This window comes from Planktothricoides raciborskii GIHE-MW2, from assembly GCF_040564635.1.
In the GTDB taxonomy this organism is placed as follows: Bacteria; Cyanobacteriota; Cyanobacteriia; order Cyanobacteriales; family Laspinemataceae; genus Planktothricoides; species Planktothricoides raciborskii.
The window spans coordinates 7143977-7162654 of the sequence record NZ_CP159837.1; the positions used below are offsets into that span (position 1 = coordinate 7143977).

General features: G+C 41.9%; 17 protein-coding genes. 1 reads left to right on the forward strand and 16 read right to left on the reverse strand.

Translation table 11 applies throughout. From position 1 onward, the window contains the following. Positions 1-26: 26 nt before the first annotated feature. A complete protein-coding gene (locus ABWT76_RS30335) occupies positions 27-929 on the forward strand; it encodes a glycosyltransferase family A protein (RefSeq protein ID WP_354635420.1) in 903 nt (300 codons plus the stop codon). A gap of 611 nt (positions 930-1540) precedes the next feature. Here the strand turns inward: ABWT76_RS30335 and ABWT76_RS30340 are convergent. The 16 genes from ABWT76_RS30340 to ABWT76_RS30415 form a co-directional block, all read right to left on the reverse strand. Further along, positions 1541-1765, reverse strand: coding sequence for a hypothetical protein (locus tag ABWT76_RS30340; RefSeq protein ID WP_082348903.1), 225 nt, complete (start codon positions 1763-1765; stop codon positions 1541-1543). A 103-nt stretch (positions 1766-1868) separates the two neighbouring features. Beyond that, complete coding sequence (locus ABWT76_RS30345) at positions 1869-3044, reverse strand: glycosyltransferase (protein ID WP_082348902.1); 1176 nt, start codon at positions 3042-3044, stop codon at positions 1869-1871. 44 nt (positions 3045-3088) lie between these two features. Next, positions 3089-4321 carry an exopolysaccharide biosynthesis GT4 family glycosyltransferase EpsE gene (gene epsE / locus ABWT76_RS30350; protein WP_354635421.1) on the reverse strand — a complete coding sequence of 411 codons (1233 nt, stop codon included), beginning with the start codon at positions 4319-4321 and terminating at the stop codon, positions 3089-3091. A gap of 105 nt (positions 4322-4426) precedes the next feature. After that, complete coding sequence (locus ABWT76_RS30355; RefSeq protein WP_054467048.1) at positions 4427-5698, reverse strand: glycosyltransferase family 4 protein; 1272 nt, start codon at positions 5696-5698, stop codon at positions 4427-4429. A gap of 64 nt (positions 5699-5762) precedes the next feature. Beyond that, positions 5763-6788, reverse strand: coding sequence for a glycosyltransferase family 2 protein (locus ABWT76_RS30360; RefSeq protein WP_054467047.1), 1026 nt, complete (start codon positions 6786-6788; stop codon positions 5763-5765). Positions 6789-6971: 183 nt separating this feature from the next. After that, positions 6972-7109, reverse strand: coding sequence for a hypothetical protein (locus tag ABWT76_RS30365; RefSeq protein WP_156331827.1), 138 nt, complete (start codon positions 7107-7109; stop codon positions 6972-6974). Then, positions 7090-7824 (reverse strand): sulfotransferase domain-containing protein, encoded by a 735-nt coding sequence (locus ABWT76_RS30370; protein WP_082348901.1) that lies wholly within the window; start codon positions 7822-7824, stop codon positions 7090-7092. The genes ABWT76_RS30365 and ABWT76_RS30370 overlap by 20 nt, the downstream gene beginning before the upstream one ends. Positions 7825-7843: 19 nt before the next feature. Continuing rightward, entirely contained in the window at positions 7844-8026 is a 183-nt protein-coding gene (locus ABWT76_RS30375) for a hypothetical protein (protein WP_054467046.1), read from the reverse strand. Between the two features lie 68 nt (positions 8027-8094). Further along, positions 8095-8679 (reverse strand): serine O-acetyltransferase, encoded by a 585-nt coding sequence (locus ABWT76_RS30380; protein WP_054467080.1) that lies wholly within the window; start codon positions 8677-8679, stop codon positions 8095-8097. 241 nt (positions 8680-8920) lie between these two features. After that, the gene (locus ABWT76_RS30385) at positions 8921-9886 is read right to left on the reverse strand and encodes a glycosyltransferase family 2 protein (protein WP_231636816.1); all 966 of its coding nucleotides are present in this window, start codon (positions 9884-9886) and stop codon (positions 8921-8923) included. Positions 9887-10343: 457 nt separating this feature from the next. After that, positions 10344-11795: a hypothetical protein gene (locus tag ABWT76_RS30390; RefSeq protein ID WP_072160793.1), complete on the reverse strand. Its 1452-nt coding sequence runs from the start codon at positions 11793-11795 to the stop codon at positions 10344-10346. A gap of 58 nt (positions 11796-11853) precedes the next feature. Then, positions 11854-12714 (reverse strand): glycosyltransferase family A protein, encoded by an 861-nt coding sequence (locus ABWT76_RS30395; protein ID WP_054467044.1) that lies wholly within the window; start codon positions 12712-12714, stop codon positions 11854-11856. Positions 12715-12788: 74 nt separating this feature from the next. Next, a complete protein-coding gene (locus ABWT76_RS30400) occupies positions 12789-14183 on the reverse strand; it encodes an oligosaccharide flippase family protein (RefSeq protein ID WP_054467043.1) in 1395 nt (464 codons plus the stop codon). Between the two features lie 340 nt (positions 14184-14523). Continuing rightward, positions 14524-14691 carry a hypothetical protein gene (locus tag ABWT76_RS30405; protein ID WP_156331825.1) on the reverse strand — a complete coding sequence of 56 codons (168 nt, stop codon included), beginning with the start codon at positions 14689-14691 and terminating at the stop codon, positions 14524-14526. A 189-nt stretch (positions 14692-14880) separates the two neighbouring features. Continuing rightward, positions 14881-15561 (reverse strand): AarF/UbiB family protein, encoded by a 681-nt coding sequence (locus tag ABWT76_RS30410; protein ID WP_354635422.1) that lies wholly within the window; start codon positions 15559-15561, stop codon positions 14881-14883. Between the two features lie 311 nt (positions 15562-15872). Next, complete coding sequence (locus ABWT76_RS30415; RefSeq protein ID WP_354635423.1) at positions 15873-18398, reverse strand: WD40 repeat domain-containing protein; 2526 nt, start codon at positions 18396-18398, stop codon at positions 15873-15875. Positions 18399-18678: the final 280 nt, after the last annotated feature.

An 18678-nucleotide genomic window follows, 5' to 3' on the forward strand; every position in this document is an offset into this window, starting at 1 on the left:
TTTACACATTTAAAGCAACAAAGACAATGAATAATTCAGGTAATCGGATTGTTATCATTTCTCCCGTAAGAGATGAAGAGGAATTTATTGGAGGAATCATCAAGTCAATGATTTCTCAAACAGTTATCCCGGTTGAATGGGTGATTGTTGATGATGGTTCCACCGATCGCACTCCCGAAATCATCAAAAAAGCGGCTCAAGAGCATGACTGGATTCATTTAGAGCAAAAACCAAATAGAGGGGATCGAGCGGTTGGCCCTGGAGTGGTTGAAGCATTTTACTACGGATATGAACGCATCAAAACCGATGAGTATGATTTTATCTGTAAAATGGATGCAGATATTGAATTTGGCGAAAAATACTTTGAAACTCTACTAAGTTTTTTTGCCAAGGATCCTTATCTAGGTGCCGCGAGTGGCAAACCTTTCTTAGAAGAAGAAGGGAAACTAATTGAAGAACGCACCAATGATGAAATGGTCGCCGGACAAATTAACTTTTATCGTCGTCAATGCTTCGAGGATATGGGAGGTTTTGTCCGAGAAGTACATTGGGATGGGATCGCTTTTCATCGCTGTCGTATGGAAGGATGGAGAACCATGAGTATCAGACATCCTGACCTAAATTTTATTCACAAGCGACTTATGGGATCGTCACATAAAAATATTTTATATGGCAGAATGCGGTGGGGAAAAGGTCAGTATTTTATGGGAACTCATCCTTTATATATTTTTGCGATCGGTGTCTATCGATTGTTTGAGCGACCATTTGTTCTCGGTGGGCTGTTTATTGTAATTGGATACTTCAAAGCGATGCTTGAATCAATGCCAAGATACGAAAATATGCCGTTCAGAAAATCTTTACATGCGTGGCAATTTGAGCGGTTGAAGCTCGGCAAGCGCTTAGAGACGATTCCTGAAAGTGAACCATAAATCTATAAAAGCTGATTGATCATCCGCTATCTAGCTGGAAAACCAAGCCAAGTCCTGGTGGCTTCGTTAGACTGCAAAAACGATTATATATGAATACCAAGTTGGTAAACTTAGTCTTATTACATGGCGTTTCAAAGTTTGAAGCCACTTAAATCCTTCTGCCCCTTTCACTATCGCCTAGTTATCCATTAACCAAACACTTCTTCTTCGAGATTGTTAAATGCTTTATTGGCTAATTGTTTTCTTAATAAAGGCCAAATACATTCCATTGGATTGAGGTCGGGAGTATATGCAGGGAGAGGATAGATGATCGGATTTTCCGGTAAAGCCTACTTCTGGCTTCTGTGCCATCCAGTGAGGGTCTAATCACAAAATAATCAATTTTTCATGGGGAGGATTAATATCAAGTCCGGACAATTAGTGATGATTAAGTGCCGAAGGGGTTTTCGGCCACCAATGAAAACAGGTTAACCCCTGAACCAGGTTTTGTTGCTTCATAATTTTTTGACAACGATAAAGCAGTAAATTTTCCAATTCATCTAAGTATTAGTAGTGAATAGTTCGCTAAAGCTTCGTTGGTCAAAGGCCACAAATATTCCGCCGGTTGTAGTTCAGGACTTGGGACTGGGGAGAAAAAACAAGTCAATGACTTCAGGTAAAATCAGCTTTTCGGTGGTATGCGATCGTGCTTGATCTAGCACCAGTAGGATCCGCTTATTTTTGTTCAGGTCAAATTCTCGAGCCAAGTCGGCTAAAACCAGACTGAATAACTCAGTGCTAACCTTTGGCAGAATCGACTTATTAGGCTTCTTCTGACTCTGGGTGGACGAAACCATAAAGCCACAGCCAAAGGCAATTTAATTTTAACCGCAGCAATTGGTTGCTCTCCTGATTTTATCCACAATCGGCGAGTGAGTGGTCGGGGTCATAAGTAGAAAATCAACGGTCAAACTTTTCCTCAAAATTCTCTGATTTGCCAATCCCTCTGCTGTGGGCAACTTCTTCAAATAGGCTTTCCCATTCTCGTGCAATATACTTTTGCTCAAAAGCTTCACTACGTTCAAGACCCAGTTGGGAAAACTTTGCGCGTTTTGTCGGATTGCATAACAATTCTTCCAGACCATCTGCAAGTGCCTTGGGATCTTCTGGTATGACTAAAATCCCATATTTTCCTCCTTCTAAAGCCTCATTGGGACCGGAAGGACAATCGGTTGAGACAATCGGCGTTCCGCAAAACAAAGTTTCTGCAATCACAAGCGGGAAGCCCTCAAATCGAGACGACAAAGCAAAGACCGTTGCATTTTTTATAAACATGTGGGGATTATTTTGAAAACCCAGGAAATGAACGGAATTGGAAACCCCAAGATGATTTACTTGTTGTTTGAGTGAGTTTAGCAGTCCCCCTTGACCTAGAATCACTAAATTATGTTTAATTCCTTTATTAATGAGGAAAGCATGGGCTTCAATGAGATACTCTTGAGCTTTCGGATAATCCAATCGACCCGCTGTGATGATCGTTGGCTGTTCAAAAATACTGGTAAATTGATCGGGGAGAGGTTCTTGCGTCCGTTGGCGAATCAGATCCCCTGAAATTCCATTATAAATTGTTTGAATCCGAGACGAATCTAAGTCAACTATTTTTGAGAAGCTGTCAGCAACCCCTTGAGAGCAGGCGACAACCCGATCAAAATAGCCATATAATTTCAGGGATAGTATTTGTCTCCAGCTAGTCAATTTTCTAAACTGACTCCAATCATTATGTAACCAACCCACAATCGGTTTGCGGAGTAATTTGGCTGCGATTAAACCAAAGAAAGTTGCACGTCCCTCATTCGCACCCAGAATAATATCTGTAGACTTAGCATGATGAATTGTGGCGAACAGCAAGCCGGGGAGGTCTGTTCGTTTGTATTTTCTTTCATGCACAAACTTAATATTAATACTATCATCTAAGTCATGCAACAAGCTGCCCCATTTTTCATGGGCTAATATCGACAGTTCAAACTTATTCGTGTCTAGAGAACGATACAAGGTTAAAACCGCTTTTTCAGCCCCACCACCATGCAGATTGGGCATCAGCATCAATAGTCTGATTTTTCGATGGTTTAGCATCATAAATTCCTCAAAGTAAATTGACAAAACCTCAAATTAACCAGAGATTAAGATAGCTGTTCTAAAAGTTTAGCTAAAGTCTCAGCACTCTGTCGGTGGTAATATTTAGCCGCGATTTTTTTCCGAGACTCTCGACTCAGATTCAAGGCAAGTTCTGGATTTTGTAAGACGTTGGCGATCGCATCAGTCATGGCGGCTGGTTGTTTGGCCGGAACCAGGATCCCATCAACTCCATCATCAACCATGTCTGGGGTGCCACCCACAGCCGTCACAATTACCGGCATTTCCATCGCCAGTGCTTCCATGATGGCAATCGAAGTGCCTTCATTTAAACTAGCCAAAGCAAAAATATGCGCTTCTTCAAGACCTTGACGAATTCTTGGTTCAGGAACTGCGCCTAAAAGCTCAATCGATTCAGACAAAGACTTTTCTCGGATTATTTTCTCCAGTTCCTGATGATATCCACTGCCACCCTGTTCGTCTTCCCCAGCAATTTGCAACCGAATATCAAACCCTTGTTTTCTGAGTTGTTCCACTGTTTCTATCAAATAGTTATGTCCCTTGACACGATTAAGCCGTCCACAAGAGAATATTTTGCACGGACCAGTTCCATCCCAAGGCTTATAAGGACTATGACGTTTGATTTCGTCAAGATTTACACCCATTGGCGAAATCGCAATTTGATCGGGAAGACAATCACCCAACTTCTCGGTAGCGCGTTTGAGCAGCATTTCCGATTCGATGATGGCAAATGATGCGTGCTGCCATTTTTGTTTTTGATTCGGTCCATAGGTTTCTAAGGTCGGGCCGAGGTGCGTCAGACTATAAGTCAGAGGGGAAAGAATTGAGGCAAACATCGCAATATTGGCAGCATCAGCACAAGAATGAACGTGGATATGATCCCAGCCGTTTTTTCGACCCACCCACACAAGTTTTCCGGCAATAAAAGCCAAAGCTAACAGACGAAGTTTCTGACTCCAAGATGTGTCCTGAGATTGCATGATGCTTTTCAGGCAATTGAACCAAGCAACGGGTCGAGCTTTGAGGATTTCTATGCTGGCAACAACAATATCTTGAAAAGAAAGTGGTGCTAGATAAGAAGTATTTTTTTGAGCTTCCTCTGCCCAAACATGAGCCGCAATTCCCTTGGGGGGACGCCGAGTAGATACCAAATCAGTTTTAATCCCCATTTCAGCCAGCGCTTCCCGTTCCCGCCAGTAAAAAATATGTGTTTGTCCAGGAAATTCTGGTATCAAATATCCAATCCAGTTTTTCATCATTCTCCTTGAATTATTTTTTGAGTGTTTAAATCCAATTAATCAGGAATTATTATTTAATCGGTTTTAATTTTAACTTGAATAATTATTCAGTTAATCAGTCAGGTTTTATTTTTTCAAAATCTCCTCATAAATCTGTGCGATCGCCTGCGCTTTATTTTGCCAGGTAAATTCTCTCACTCGTTCTCTGGATTTCCAAGACATCTCGTTTCTCAGACTATCATCTTCGACTAAAACTTTAATGCAATTAACCAATTCTAAAATTAAATGATCTTTTGATTTTGGCTCAATTTTAAACCCAGTTTCTTCCGTCACATATTCTCCAATTCCCCCATTATTCACCACAATACAAGGCAAGCCACAAGCCATTGCTTCGAGTACCACAGCCCCGCCAAATTCTCGGATAGAGGGAAAGCAAAAAATATCAGAATTTTGATAGTATTCGAGGGTCTGTTGTTGTGTCACCCATCCGGCAAAATTTACCAAATGAGTCAAACCAAGTTCTTGGGATTTTTGTTCTAAGAACCTTTTTTCTGAGCCATCCCCCACAATGGTAAATATAATTTTATTTTGCAGAGATGGTTCTAAACGTCCCAAGGCTTCCATGACCATATCTGCTCCCTTGTAAGGCACCAGTCTGCCGACAAATAGCAGGTGGACTTTTTCTTTGGGAGTCAAGGATTTTTCGGTTTCTAAAAAATTGCTTGTAATGCCATTTTCATAAAATAGACTAATCCGGTCATCGGACAGAGAAAACATTTCTTTTAAATTGTTTAAGGTATAGGTTGAACCAGCCAAAACGCGATCGGCTTTTTTGTAAGTTTCTACATAACCGGGGATTAAATAGCGACCCAAAGTCCTTAAAAAATTAAACTGAGCAAATTCCTGTTTAGCAATTTCTTCAAACCCAGCAGGAAAAGGGACTCCCCCATTAACCGGGCCAATGATAAACGGGGTTTTTTGACAAAGTTTAACCGCTTTGACGGGGTATCTCGGCATCATCGGGGTCAAAGCGTGAACGATATCATATTCCCCTTGCAGAATTTGCTGTTTAAACTGTTGATAGACTTTTTGATTAAATTCGGCATAAATTGGATAACGCAAAGCATTATACAAAGGCCAATTTCTTTTACCTCTAATCGTTGTTACATGGGAAACTAAGCGATGATATTTTTTATTCAAGTCACTTTCAAGCATATAAACAATATTTTTATATCCCAGTTTTTCCAGAGCTTTTTGATTTCTTTCGTGAGTGACCAAAGTGGCATCGAATAACTGATTAATTTCATGAAAGTAATTGTACCCCTCTAAAGGGACTGATGATTTTTCGGGATTACATTGTTCAATAATCAATAAAAGTTTTAGTTTTTTCCGGCTCATATTAGGCTCTTAGTATCTCTCTGAACAAATGATAAAAACTGAACGCTTCGCTTATATCAGCAGTCTAGGGTGTTACTTGAGGATCTCGCTCGATCTGGGAAACATCTTTGTATTCAACCAGTTTGGTCTGACGGCCAATCAAGCGATTCAGATGAAAATTTAGCTGGCCTTGTACCAACGGGAATTTCGCCACTACACAAGTCCAAGCAAACAAAAAAGCATCTGCTGAGGTAAGTCCTCTTTGTTGTATAGTTCGACAGTAAATCCGATAGGTTAAAATCGGATATCCTAACAATAATAATAAACTTAAGCCTTTAGTTGGCCATGCCAATACTAAAGCAATTAAAGGCACAACTAAGCCCCAAAACCAAATACTGCGGCTTTCTTTGACCCAATGACGTTGGGGGCTGCGACCTTGCAGCCAAGAACCTTCGGCATAAGCGTGACCCACTCGAATATTCCGTTTCCACCACTGACTGAAACGGGTGATATCTGCATCATGCCAGGTCATTTCGCAATCAACTCGCAGAATTTTCCAGCCTTCGCGACGGAACCTGACACATAGTTCCGGTTCACCCCCACCAATTAAACCGGGATTAAAACCGCCAACTTGCTGATAGGCTGCCACCCGCATCATGGCGTCACCGTGGCAATATTTGACTTCCCCAATGGGCGTGTCCCACTCAATATCGGCAAGTCGATTATAAATCGAGCTTTCCGGAAAGCGTTCTCGCCGTCTTCCGGATACCACGGCAATATCCGATCGCGCATCCAGTTCACTAACCCCACGTTCCAGCCACCCAGAAATCAGTTCACAATCACCATCAATGAATTGAACGTATTTTATTTCGGGATCCACTTTGATTAAATGCTGGAAACCTTCATGGCGCGATCGCGGTGAGGCAAAAGGTTTTGAGGGGTCAAGTTCTACCACATCGATTCCCATCTCTTTAGCCAACTCGACACTGCCATCAGTCGATGCAGAATCGACATAAACAATATGATGTCCTTTGCCCAGCGCTGCGTTGAGTGAACGACGCAGACGTTCTCCCTCATTGCGACCAATTATAACGATGCCAAGTTTACTCATGCTTCCTCTCCCAGGTTTAAGGTCTGATCTTAGGTCATTACTTTGCTACTGTTTCGGTTGTATCACATCAGAACGGTCAATCCATTGATAGGAACGAGCCTTTACAGTATTTTTAAACGTCTCATAAGACAATTCAATGCCCAACCAAGATCCCAGAAGCCCCGGGTCTTGATTAAACATCCCCTATAAGTATGCCACCTGTTCTGATTTCAGTTCTGGTCGCTGTTGCAAAGTCCACAAACTGCGTACCCCAGTGCGAAAATTCTTGGGGATTAAGTTCTGGCGAATTTGTTTTAAGCAGTCATGCCAAATAAATTGCACACCCTGATTCGCTGAAACCCTTGCACCGACTATTCCGTTGGGATGCAATTATTTTTGTCCCCTTGCTTAAGAAAGGAAGCTCAACCAAAACGTCCCGCCATGCACTCTTCCGCATTCGCTGATTAGAAATATTTTGAGCGTTCACTTGTGCATCCCAAATCGGTTGACCCTTGTAACCAATAAATTGACAAATCCGTTCCAACTCGGTCTGTGGCTGATAAAATAACCGTTCAAAAAACACCGGCAACACGCGATCTTGACCAAAAGCTTCAAAATAAGACTTGATCTGAAAACTATAACGACTGTAGTCAATCAACTCGGGATGGTTATAAATCGCTTGATTGATTTCCACAGAAATCCGGCATTCACTCCATTCTTGGATATATTGGGATACCCGTCGGTCAATCAGATGGCGCATAACATAAATTAGCTTCACGTCAGGCAAATGTTTTTGAAGTCGTGTGATGATCTGTGGGTAGGTGGGTAACTTGGTGTAATGGGTACTCGACTCACCAAAGAGGTCATGGGTATCAGCGGCAGCCAAGTGGGATTGATCCCATTCAATTCCCTGAGCGTACTGCTCATCATTACTGAAAAAGTTGGGTTCTTTCAGTTCAGACATAAAAATACCGGGTGGCAAAGCAAGTTGCTTATGCAAGCTACTGGTGGCGCATTTCATGGCGCCAATGATGATAAAGTGTGGGCGATCGCTCATCAATTTTTTCTCCCGCTGATTAATTATCTTGCCCAGGTAATTTGGGGGGCTTCATCGCTTCCCACAAGTTGATCCAAATATCAAGAGCTTGGTATTCACAAGTATGGGGCTGTTTCTTACCAATTATTTCACGACTCAGAGAACTACTCCGACCAGAAAGCCAAAGGACATTCACCATCTGGTTGTGAATATATTTCAGCATCACAGTATCGAAAGCTTGTGAGAATTTCTGATCTACTAACCAATTTATAGGCAGTCCATATTTCTTATCTAAGCATTGTCTGGGGAATTTTTGCTGTTAATAATTTTTGCCGGAATGCCAACAACAGTTTTTCCAGAAGGAATATCTGATAGCACCACAGCATTGGCCCCAATGTTGACATCATCACCAATGGTTACATTACCCAATATTTTTGCCCCTGCACCGACATTAACCCGCTGACCAAGCTTTGGGGCATCCTTTGGACGCTCCCGGTAACGATTCCCAATTGTCACACCTTGACGAATAACACAATCGTTGCCAATTACAGCCCACCCATGAATAATAATCCCATGTTGATGCTCAATAATTACACGGCGACCAAGCTTCGCCGTGTAGGGCAATTCAATCCCATAGGTGTTTCGGATCTTCCGATAAAAAGCCTGGTAAAGAAGACTAAAGGGCGCCCGAAGTAGCTTTGGCTGAATCTTCATTCTCCAGACCCCAAATCGCTGAACTGCTATTGCCCGAAATCCCGGCTTTGTCCAATCGCACTTATGAGCTATCCAATCTTCTTTGATTTGCTCCCAGAGTCCTAGATCATTATTGGCTTCTGGTTCTGGTTCACTTGTTATCGGATCTTGCTTTGTGACCATAATCAGTTTTTTTCCTTTATAATATTCTATCGTTGCAACCAATCAATTGACAAAAACATTCCAACTCTTCTTTTGATTGATCAAATAATCGTACAACAAAGACCGGCAACACGCTATATTGATCAAATAACGGCTGATTCAGGCAAATAAGGCTTCAGTTGAAAACGATAACGACTGTAGTCAATAAACTGGGGATAATCATAAATTTTTTCTCTCCCTAATCAATTCTCTTTGCTGCTGATTAATTAGTTTGCCCAGGTAATTTGGGGGATTTCATCGGTTGCCAGCAGTTGAGCCAAATATCACGAGCTTGGTATTCACAAGTATGGGGCTGTTTCTTCCCAATTATTTCACGACTCAGAGAAATAGTCCGACCAGCAAGCCAAAGTAAATTGGCCATCAAAAGTCCAGCTTGACCATAGTGCTTGGCAAAATACCGAGACCGAGAAGCATATAAATAGGCTGGAGGACGTTTTCTCTTCGCCAAATCGGACTGAACGGATCCACTACCACCGACCAAATGAACCACTCTGGCTGTTGGCCAATATAATATTTTCCACCCAGCATTCCGGGCACGGCGACAATAGTCATTATCCTCACGATACATAAAATATCCTTGATCCATCAAACCCACCTGTTTAATCACTTCAGCGCGAATTAACACACAAGCAAAGGCAGTCCAATCGGGTTCGATGGGTTCGTCCGATACCGGAATTGGGATATCATATCGTTTTAATAGCTGAGTAATCACTCCTGTCGCGGCGGCTCGGATAAACTCAGTAATCGGTGAAGAGTCGCGAAAACAGCTAATCTGGGGAGTGCCGTCTGGTTCCTCCAAACGTGGACTAATCAGACCCACACCGGGATGGCTTTGCATGGCGGCCAGCAGGGAGGCGATCGCCCCTGGTCGCACAATCGTATCACTATTTAACAAGATATAAGCCTCAGCATTAACCGCTTGAATCCCCAGATTATTCCCAGCAGAAAATCCCCCATTGACGGGAGAAGGGATGAGCTTAACCCACTGTGACCATTGGTGGTCAGTAATGGCCTGCTCAATTTGATCGACTGAGTTATCTCCAGAACAATTATCGACCACAACCACACAATCGCGATTGACGGTGATTTCATTTTCCAGCGAGCCTAAACAATCGATTACCAGTTTAGGTGTCCGATAGTTAATGATAACAATAGCAAGACGCATCATGTTTTATTCTTCACAAAAAAATTCTTGTCAAAATAATTTTTATGTTTGTTCATTAATTTATCATATTTTACTCTGTTATATTATTTTTTTGCTGAATATTTTTTATTAATTTAGCTTTGAATACCAAATTAAAAATTATTGATACAATTACGAGATTAATTTGGGCGTACCCTAGTGTTGCATGATTTTTTGTATATGGTATAAATTTGATTTTAGCCTATTTTACTTGCTCCTTATCCTAGATGAAGGAATCAAAAAAAAATATTATATACTTTACATATTTTTCAATTGTTTTAAATCAAAAAAAATCTTAAAATCACTGCTCCGTTTTTAAGCAAGAGGACAAAAATAATTTCATCCCAACGGAATGGTCGTTGCAAGGGTTTCAGCGAATCAGGGTGTGCAATTTATTTGGCATGACTGCTTATCTGAACTATGATCCGTGATTTCTTGTGAATCATATCATATTTTTGGGTGATCTTCGGACTTTATTTCTTCGGTGTCCCTGTCGGTTCCGTCCTTTTCTCACTTGACTTTGTTGCGGAGTAGATTTGGCGTACCTGGGTTTTGATGATTTTTTTGATGGTTTATCTTTTAAGCTTTCTGGAGGACTTGATGCCACTCCTGTTAAACCGCCACACATGAAAGCATAGATAGGGTTAATCATTGAGTTTTGTAGGCAATCTAGGACGTACAATGGCAAGACAGTTGCGATCGCTGCCGCAGGTGCTACCTTGGGGTGAAACCAATTTTTGGCAGGATAACGTAAGCAAAAACAACAGACAGGTAAAAGAATAGCAAGTCCCCAAGTCAACACACCAAACATACCATTGACACCAAAAATTTGAATATATAAGCTATCGGGAATCGTTTCAAAGTCAGGAGGAAAGTTTCTCCCCCATCCTCCCCAGCCAAAAAGAATTCTATGACGAGCCCATCCTCCCATAATTTCTTCATTAGCAAATCTAAATTCAAGAGAAGATACTCGCTCGTATGGTATTCCTAGCTGGTACAAAAAAGCAATGATATCACCTCCATGAAATAAACCAGTACAAGCAATATATAAGTAATAAAAAATCAGTAATACTAAACCGACTAAAGGGAGTGATAACTTTAAAAACTGAGCAACTAGCATAATCGTTAACCCGAAACCCAGTAATCCCCAAGCTCCAGTTGATTTCACCAACACAAATGTAATCAGCATCAAAGGAATCAGTAAGATCATGGGCTGATTCCATAATTTTTTCAACACCCCACTTCTCCACAGCCAAATTCCAATTAAGCTCGTGGCCATGAACCAAACACCCAACTCCAGCCCATGTTCCATAAACACAAACGGTCTAAATCCTCCATATCGTTTTGCTTGCATGATCGAAGCGATTCCACGGGGATAGCCGCCATAGATCATCTTATGCAATACGGGACTCATGCGAATTTCGTAAAGAGCCAAAGGAACGTAAATAACTCCAGCAGCAAATATACCAATGGCCAACTCGCGAATCCCCGCCAGATTATTGAAATAAATCCGACCCAAAAAATAAGGCACTCCCCAAGTCATGGTTTTAGCCAGGGATGAAGCTAATCCATCGTAAGGTCCTAGCCCATTGCTGATTGAACTGATGAATGAACTGATACACCAGAGGAGCATTGGGTATTCTAGCGAACCTAATTTGAACTTATTGAAGCGTTGAGAATCAAAGATGGCCACCCCAACTAATGCCGAATAGCCAGTTGCACCCATTTTATCGTACGCAGGAAGTAGCGGGATTTTGAATCCTGATTTCCAAGGAAGAAACAGCCAACCTCCAATAATCCCAACCATCACCCCGACTGAGGGTGAATAGCGTTTAAAAATATACAAGACAAATGGCAGCCAAAGCAGCATGACCAGTTGTGCTTGAGGACTCATAAGCAGAAACCATAGATAAAATGAAAGTGAACGGCATGGTCTGAGGAACTGTCTTGGTCTATTTCGGAGCTAAAAAAGGCTTTAACAGCTTGCGTTTAATTTTGCCAATCAGGGTATTATCTCGCTCAAGTTTTTTCCATGCCAACAATTGATAAAATGGATATTTTTGACGACGACGCGCATCCGCTGTAATCCATGCTGTGTAGTCTTCGACTGATTGAAATCCTCGGTTACGTGCCGATAAAGCTGATTCTGACTGAAGTGTTCCCGATTTCGTCTTTACATTCATGGGCGATCGCGGATCATCCATATTATGCGCATAAAGTAGTGGCACAGGATAACCGCTTACCAACCCATCAAGCGACATCGACAGTGTATGGACTGGCAAGCCACACTTGAGCTTTTCTTGTGGTAAGTTCAGCGTTTGTTTATAACGAATCAGGTATTCTTTTCTGGCCAAAAATGATTGCCCTTGAACTGTAAGTGTGCGGAAAACTCGTTCATTAGATAGCTCAATAATATTTTTATGGGCAAGATTTTCATCCCAATCTTCCGGCATAAAAATCCAGCAACCCAACATGCCAAACTTTGGTTCTTTCCGAAGCATTGGTGCAATTCGTTCTGTCCAGCCTTGAGGCAGCAAAATATCATCATCTACTTTTCCGACGATATCACTACTCGCTTCTTGTAAAAACCACATACAAGGATCATATTGGCCAACATTTTCCTGATTAAAATGTCGCTGAACCACTCGGCAATCCTGAAGAGATTTTAGTAAATCTGCGGTTCCATCACGAGAGCCATTATCCCAACAATATAAACGAAAATCACTGGGATCACTTAGGAGGTTTGGGATCGTTTTTTCAAGATACTCCCGGCGATTCCATGTAATTAAGAGTAAATCCACTGGTTGAGACATTTATTCTTTCCCTAGTCAATATTATTTTTTACATCAATTTGTGTAAAGGCTTTTATCGTCTCATTTTCAGAAAATTAGGATAAAATGCCTGCAATTGGATTTCCTAGACCCAAACTATATCGAATGCTTAAAACTACAGCAAATAAGCTGATTAACATCAGGGTGGCTAAAATATCTTGACCGATTCCCGTCAAACCTTCTCGGCATAAACCAAAATTAATCGCTACATAAGAAGGCAAATCATTAAAGGCTAAGACAATAATAGATCCGACTAATCCCATCAAAGAATAGCCAAGCGGTAAAACAACAATCATATATAAAAATTTTAAAGCATTGCCAAATGCAACATAGACAGGTTTGCCAATTGCATATAGACTGGGATTAACTGTTATATGCAGCAACAAAGGCCAAAGACCTAATGATAAAATGGGTAACATCCAAGCAGCATCTTTGTACCGGTGGTCATATAAGAGCAAGACAATTATATCGCCAAAACATCCTAAAAAAGTAACGATCAATGCCATGCCAGTCAGTAATAGCCAGCGCTTTTTGAGAATTTTTCTTCTCAGTTCTTCCCTGGGCAGATCCGCTTTCTGGGATAGAATCGGAAACATCACTTGATCACTTAATTTCTTAACAAATTGTCGCGGGATATCCGCAAAAGTAAATGCGATGGTATATACTCCTAACATTTCCAAGGACAACAATTTACCGAGCATCAGTCTATCGGCTTGGGCAGCCAAAAAGGTCATCATGGTGGATAAAAATATCCACTTGCCAAAGGACAGGAGTTCTTTGACTGCGGTTTTATCCCAAGCAAAGCGGTTTGAGGTTTCAGGAGCTAATTGATGACTCCAAAACATGGACATAAATCTAGAGACGATCATTCCGCCTACAAGTGCCCAGATGGTTTGCTTGAAATAAGCCCAGATAATCGTCACAGCTAAACTCAATGTCTGGGTTTTAAAATCCAGTTTGGTTAACTTACCCAGTTCCACTTTGCGGTTGAGTGTCGCTAAGGAAGTAGAGTTAAAGCCGCCAATGACCGTTGTGAAACCAACCACTGGAATTAACCATAGAAACCTAGGTTCTTCATAGAATTTTGCCACTGGAATCGTAATTAGGCAGCAAGCAAACCATAACCAAAAACCGCGCATTACTTGTAAAGTCCAAGCTGTATTGAGAAACAGCGGGTCATTCCAGCGGCTACTACGAATAATACTGGGTTTAATGCCAATATCAGAGAATAATGTGAGACCTGTGATGAAGGTATTGACTAAAGCCATCAAACCAAAAAGTTCTGGCACTAGCAAACGAGTCAAAATTATGTTACTGCCCAAACGTAGTGCTTGACCTCCTCCATAACCAATGATTGTCCAGGCTGTGCCACGGATGGCCTGCTTTTTTAAAGAGGATTCTTTCTGAGCTTTGGTTTTTGATGGCTCGTTTTTGTTTTTAATCACAGGCATTAGTGGCTCCTCGTATGATCAGCTAGGCTCAAACAAGTCCGCTCAACTGACGAATTATAAGGATTTTTGCGCAATGTTTGCGTGAACCCACCCTGATTTTTGACTTTGGGAATTTCAGTAAGTCAGTTTGATCGCACCGGGCTTAATTATTGGCTGAAAAATTGTTAAATTTTTCCGTTAATCGAATAATTTTAGACACTTTTTACCGAGATATATGGGGAATATGTGGTAAAATTTGCACATATTTTTATTATTACTTTATTATGAGCATTATCGCAAAAATAAACCACAATGTCAAGTTAATTGTCAAGAAATCACAAAAATTTACAAAATCTTTAACTTAATTTTCCTGTTCGCGAAGCGTCCCGGAGGGAATCGCCATACTGATGATTAACCATAAACCTAATAAGCTGGCGGCGGCAAATAACGCCTCACTGACCCAATAAACTTGGGCGATCGGTTCTTGGGAGGAAATCATCGCGGCGCCCATGATTAAAGAACCGACCAAAATACTAAAAGACAGACGGTTCGCGGAGTCATCAATACTACGACGCAGGTCATCTAATTCTTGGATCCGGAAATTCCAGCGCAGTCTTTCCGAGGTAATCCGATCTAATAAAACTTCAACCTGTCGAGGTGATTGTAGGGATAAACTTTTTAGGTCTAAGGCGGTTCTGAGTAGGGCAGGAATTGGGGCTTATCCAATCATTTGCAGACTAAATAAATCGGTGATTAAAGGTTTAATTTGTTCGGAAATATTATATTCAGGATCTAGGGTACGGGCAACCCCTTCTAAATTGGCTAAAGTTTTGGCACATAAGCCCAAGTTTGCCGGAAGAAGGACTTGGTTACTGCGGGCCGCTTCTAACACTTCATAAAATAACTCACCAAAGCTAATTTCTGATAGATTTAGATTGTAATATTTTCGCAATAATCGGTCATATTCGGTTTCTAAGCGGGCTAAATTAATACTAATCGGGGATGGAGAAAGTTCTAAGGTTAATTGGGTACAGCGTTGGGCATCTAAGTTTACCATTGCTAGGAGTAATTCAATTAAAACTTTCTGGGTTACGGGATCAAGGCGGCCAATCATACCACAGTCTAATAAAGCCACTCGACCATCGGTGAGATAAAATAAGTTGCCTGGGTGGGGATCGGCATGAAAAAAGCCATCGAGACAAATTTGTTCAAAGAATACGCGGGTTAATAAGGTGGCGAGATTGCATCCGCAACGCTTCGCGATCGCCTTTTTTTTGGCTTGGTCTTCATTGCCATTGGGCAACTGAAAATCCCAGGTTAAAATTGGCTTACCATACAACCATTCCATCACCAAAACTTTTTGGGTAGTGAGGTCCCAAACAATTTCTGGAATCACCAATTCTTTGGTCTCAAACCAACGACTTTTGGCTAAATTTCGCCGTAAGCGATTCCCTCCGGGACGCTTCGCGAACGGTGTAACTGGCTTCTTGAGATCGGATAAGGGTTGGCAACGGATAGCGGTTGGCAGCGGATAGGCTGACTATTTTATTTTCAAATAGTGGTTGGCAACGGATAGCGGTTGGCAGGGAATGGGTTGACTATTTTATTTTCAAATAGTGGTTGGCAACGGATAGCGGTTGGCAGAAGAAACCGGGTTTCTTGGTGGCGATAAACAGATAACTTTTATATGCCGCAAAAAACCCGGTTTCTTTACCACCAAATTTTGATTTGATGATCCCAACTCCCACTAACTAGCAGCGGATAACTTTGGGCAAACTGCTCATTTTTACCACTTACCGCTAGGGATAAAATATCCGTACTATGGTCAGTAAAGGTGGCTGTAACTGACGCTAATTCGCGGTTATTTTTATGTTTTTGATCCGCCGATAAATGCAATTTCCAAATTTTAATTGTATTGTCATCACTGGCACTAATTAGGTTTTGACCATCGGGGGTAAATGCCACTGAATTGATATGCTCAGTATGGCCAGCGATCGCCCCTATTAAAAACGGGGAGTAATCCGCATCAGAATCCGCAGATTCACTGATTTCTGTTTGCGGTTGCAGCGTCCAAAGTTTAATGGTATTATCCCAACTGCCACTGGCAATAATTTTCCCATCAGGACTAATAGCGACAGTGCGAACTAAATCTGTATGTCCGATTAAGGTATGTTGTAAACGTCGAGTTCTTAAATCCCAAACTTTTACGGTGCCATCGGTGCTGCCACTGACTAAGGTATGACCATCTGCACTGACCGCTAATGATCTAATCGATCCTTGATGACCTTCTAGGGTTTTGATAACTTGATTTGTATTCAAATCCCAAATTTTAATTGTCCAATCAGAACTGCCACTAATTAATATGTTTTGATTGGGCAAAAAAGCCAGGGCATAGATAGCCCCAATATGATCGGTTAGGGTTGATTTTAAATAAGTCGATCGCTCATTTTTGGGGCTTAAATTCCAAATTTTAATAGTTTGATCGTTGCCCCCACTGGCTAAAGTTAGACCATCAGAACTAATGGCTAAAGTTCTCACTCTATCCGTATGTCCTGAGAGGGTATCGATTAATAATTGATTAGAGTATGGCGGGTTTTCTGAGTTATTTTGCCAAAGGGGGGCTAAGTTCCATAGTTTAATTGTCTGGTCATTACTGCCCGTAGCCAGAATTTCTTGATTAGGCGCGATCGCCACTGCTTGAACTGGCCCTTGATGATCCGTGAGGGTAATCGGTTTTTTTGTAGGAATAGGAAACGGATCTGTTAACTTATTTTCGGTTACATCATTCCCTTTATTGGGGTTGCCGGTTACATCATTTCCTTGGTTGGGACTAGGATTAATCGTTTCCGAGGCAGGGGATAAATTGACTGGCTGTTTTGCGTTTCTTAAAGCCGATCGCCCACCTAATCGCAAGGCATAAATTCCCCCAGCAAATAACATTGTCAGGGCAATTCCGGCCATAATTAACCCTGGTAAGCGGCGCTGATTTGATGATTTAGCAACCGCTGGCGGTTCAATATTTTGAATATCCGCATCAGTTAATCCTAAAATGCCTTGTTGCGACTTCAACCAGAGACGATTTTCGGGAGAAATTATCCCGCGTTTTTTCGTGACTCTGTGGCGTAATTTTTTATAGAGTTCTAACTTAGCTTTATGGTAAAGGTAAGGGACTAAAACGGTTTTTTCCAGACTAGCAGCGATCGCCTGGGACACCCCCAAACTTTCGCGACGCACATCAAGACTTCGCTGCACCACCAAGGGAAAATTTCCCTGATAAGACTTAGCGACTTCCATCAGAGTATGATAGTATTCTTGATTGGCGTTTAGACTCAAGATTTCCGCGATCGCTATTTTTTCCGCTGGTGCGATCGCATACATTGCTGCCTCCATCCCAGCAGTCACCAAACTCAACTGATAGGCCGCATAATCATGCCATTCTCCCAGAGAAATCACCCCATCTCGATCCAGATCCGCTGCCCCGGTAGCCAGTCCAGCTACTAAATAATCGGTATAACTGGGAAAATCATCTTCTGCCATTAATTGCCTTAAAATTGCCTCCGAATGACTCTCTTTCTCCCCGGAAATTGACTCCTCGGAAATTGGTTTTGGCCAAATGCGGAAATGACAAAGCAAAGCCCCTTTGGTAAAGCGACGACAGGATATCTGTTCAAAAACTTCTTTTCCCTGGTAAATTACATCCAAACAATCCAAAATCACTACCCCTTGGGGGCTATTACTTTGTTCCATCTGTTGCAACACCCAATCCAGGGAAATCATCGACGGGTTTGGCGGCAAAACTGACCCTAGGGGGTATGGCGGCGCATCTTTCGCCGTCTTTTCACATAAATAAACTTGACCCGTTGCCGTCACAATTGCCGATCCACAAAAGTAGAGTAAACGTAGAGCATCCACTGTCGGCCGATCAAATAACTGTTGAATGTGATCGCGCATCTGTTCGGGACTAGGATTAATCAATTCCGTAATCTGGGGTTGGGCAAACTTCCCCGAATCTATCTGTTGAGACCGGGATTCCGCTAATGCGTGGGCGATCGCCTGTATATTACCCATCACCTTACCCATCACCCGTTGTGGCGATCGCCGCGAAACCGTCCCCGGTTGTGTTTCCACCGCTTCCCGGTCAACCCCATTTTTTGTCGCCTCGTCTTCCCCGCAGACACCGATTAGCACTGCCACCATGATCATGTGTTTTTTTCCAACAACCCCATCAATAGTCATTTTCCCCGATCAACGCACAAATCTCCCCAATTTGAGGAGATTTGTGCGTTGATACAAGAATACTCAGTATATTTCGTGTTCGTGTTGGAATCAATTCACCTACCCTAACCGTCTTCTGCTCATTTAAACATTTAATAAATTTACTCAAACGCCAGCTAAATCGCTAATCAGAAATGCAGTTGACCTTGGGATGATGTTTGAATTTTAACTTTTACACCCCTTTCTCCAGGAAGGAATTTCTTCAGTTGTACCTGGGACACTGATGTTATCTTCAAGTGAC

Bases quoted from the DNA above. Each gene is read 5' to 3' on its own strand.
- ABWT76_RS30335 (WP_354635420.1), top strand. From the start codon at position 27: ATGAATAATTCAGGTAATCGGATTGTTATCATTTCTCCCGTAAGAGAT.
- ABWT76_RS30340 (WP_082348903.1), bottom strand. From the start codon at position 1,765: ATGGTTTCGTCCACCCAGAGTCAGAAGAAGCCTAATAAGTCGATTCTG.
- ABWT76_RS30345 (WP_082348902.1), bottom strand. From the start codon at position 3,044: ATGATGCTAAACCATCGAAAAATCAGACTATTGATGCTGATGCCCAAT.
- epsE (WP_354635421.1), bottom strand. From the start codon at position 4,321: ATGATGAAAAACTGGATTGGATATTTGATACCAGAATTTCCTGGACAA.
- ABWT76_RS30355 (WP_054467048.1), bottom strand. From the start codon at position 5,698: ATGAGCCGGAAAAAACTAAAACTTTTATTGATTATTGAACAATGTAAT.
- ABWT76_RS30360 (WP_054467047.1), bottom strand. From the start codon at position 6,788: ATGAGTAAACTTGGCATCGTTATAATTGGTCGCAATGAGGGAGAACGT.
- ABWT76_RS30370 (WP_082348901.1), bottom strand. From the start codon at position 7,824: ATGAGCGATCGCCCACACTTTATCATCATTGGCGCCATGAAATGCGCC.
- ABWT76_RS30375 (WP_054467046.1), bottom strand. From the start codon at position 8,026: ATGCTGAAATATATTCACAACCAGATGGTGAATGTCCTTTGGCTTTCT.
- ABWT76_RS30380 (WP_054467080.1), bottom strand. From the start codon at position 8,679: ATGGTCACAAAGCAAGATCCGATAACAAGTGAACCAGAACCAGAAGCC.
- ABWT76_RS30385 (WP_231636816.1), bottom strand. From the start codon at position 9,886: ATGATGCGTCTTGCTATTGTTATCATTAACTATCGGACACCTAAACTG.
- ABWT76_RS30390 (WP_072160793.1), bottom strand. From the start codon at position 11,795: ATGAGTCCTCAAGCACAACTGGTCATGCTGCTTTGGCTGCCATTTGTC.
- ABWT76_RS30395 (WP_054467044.1), bottom strand. From the start codon at position 12,714: ATGTCTCAACCAGTGGATTTACTCTTAATTACATGGAATCGCCGGGAG.
- ABWT76_RS30400 (WP_054467043.1), bottom strand. From the start codon at position 14,183: ATGCCTGTGATTAAAAACAAAAACGAGCCATCAAAAACCAAAGCTCAG.
- ABWT76_RS30415 (WP_354635423.1), bottom strand. From the start codon at position 18,398: ATGACTATTGATGGGGTTGTTGGAAAAAAACACATGATCATGGTGGCA.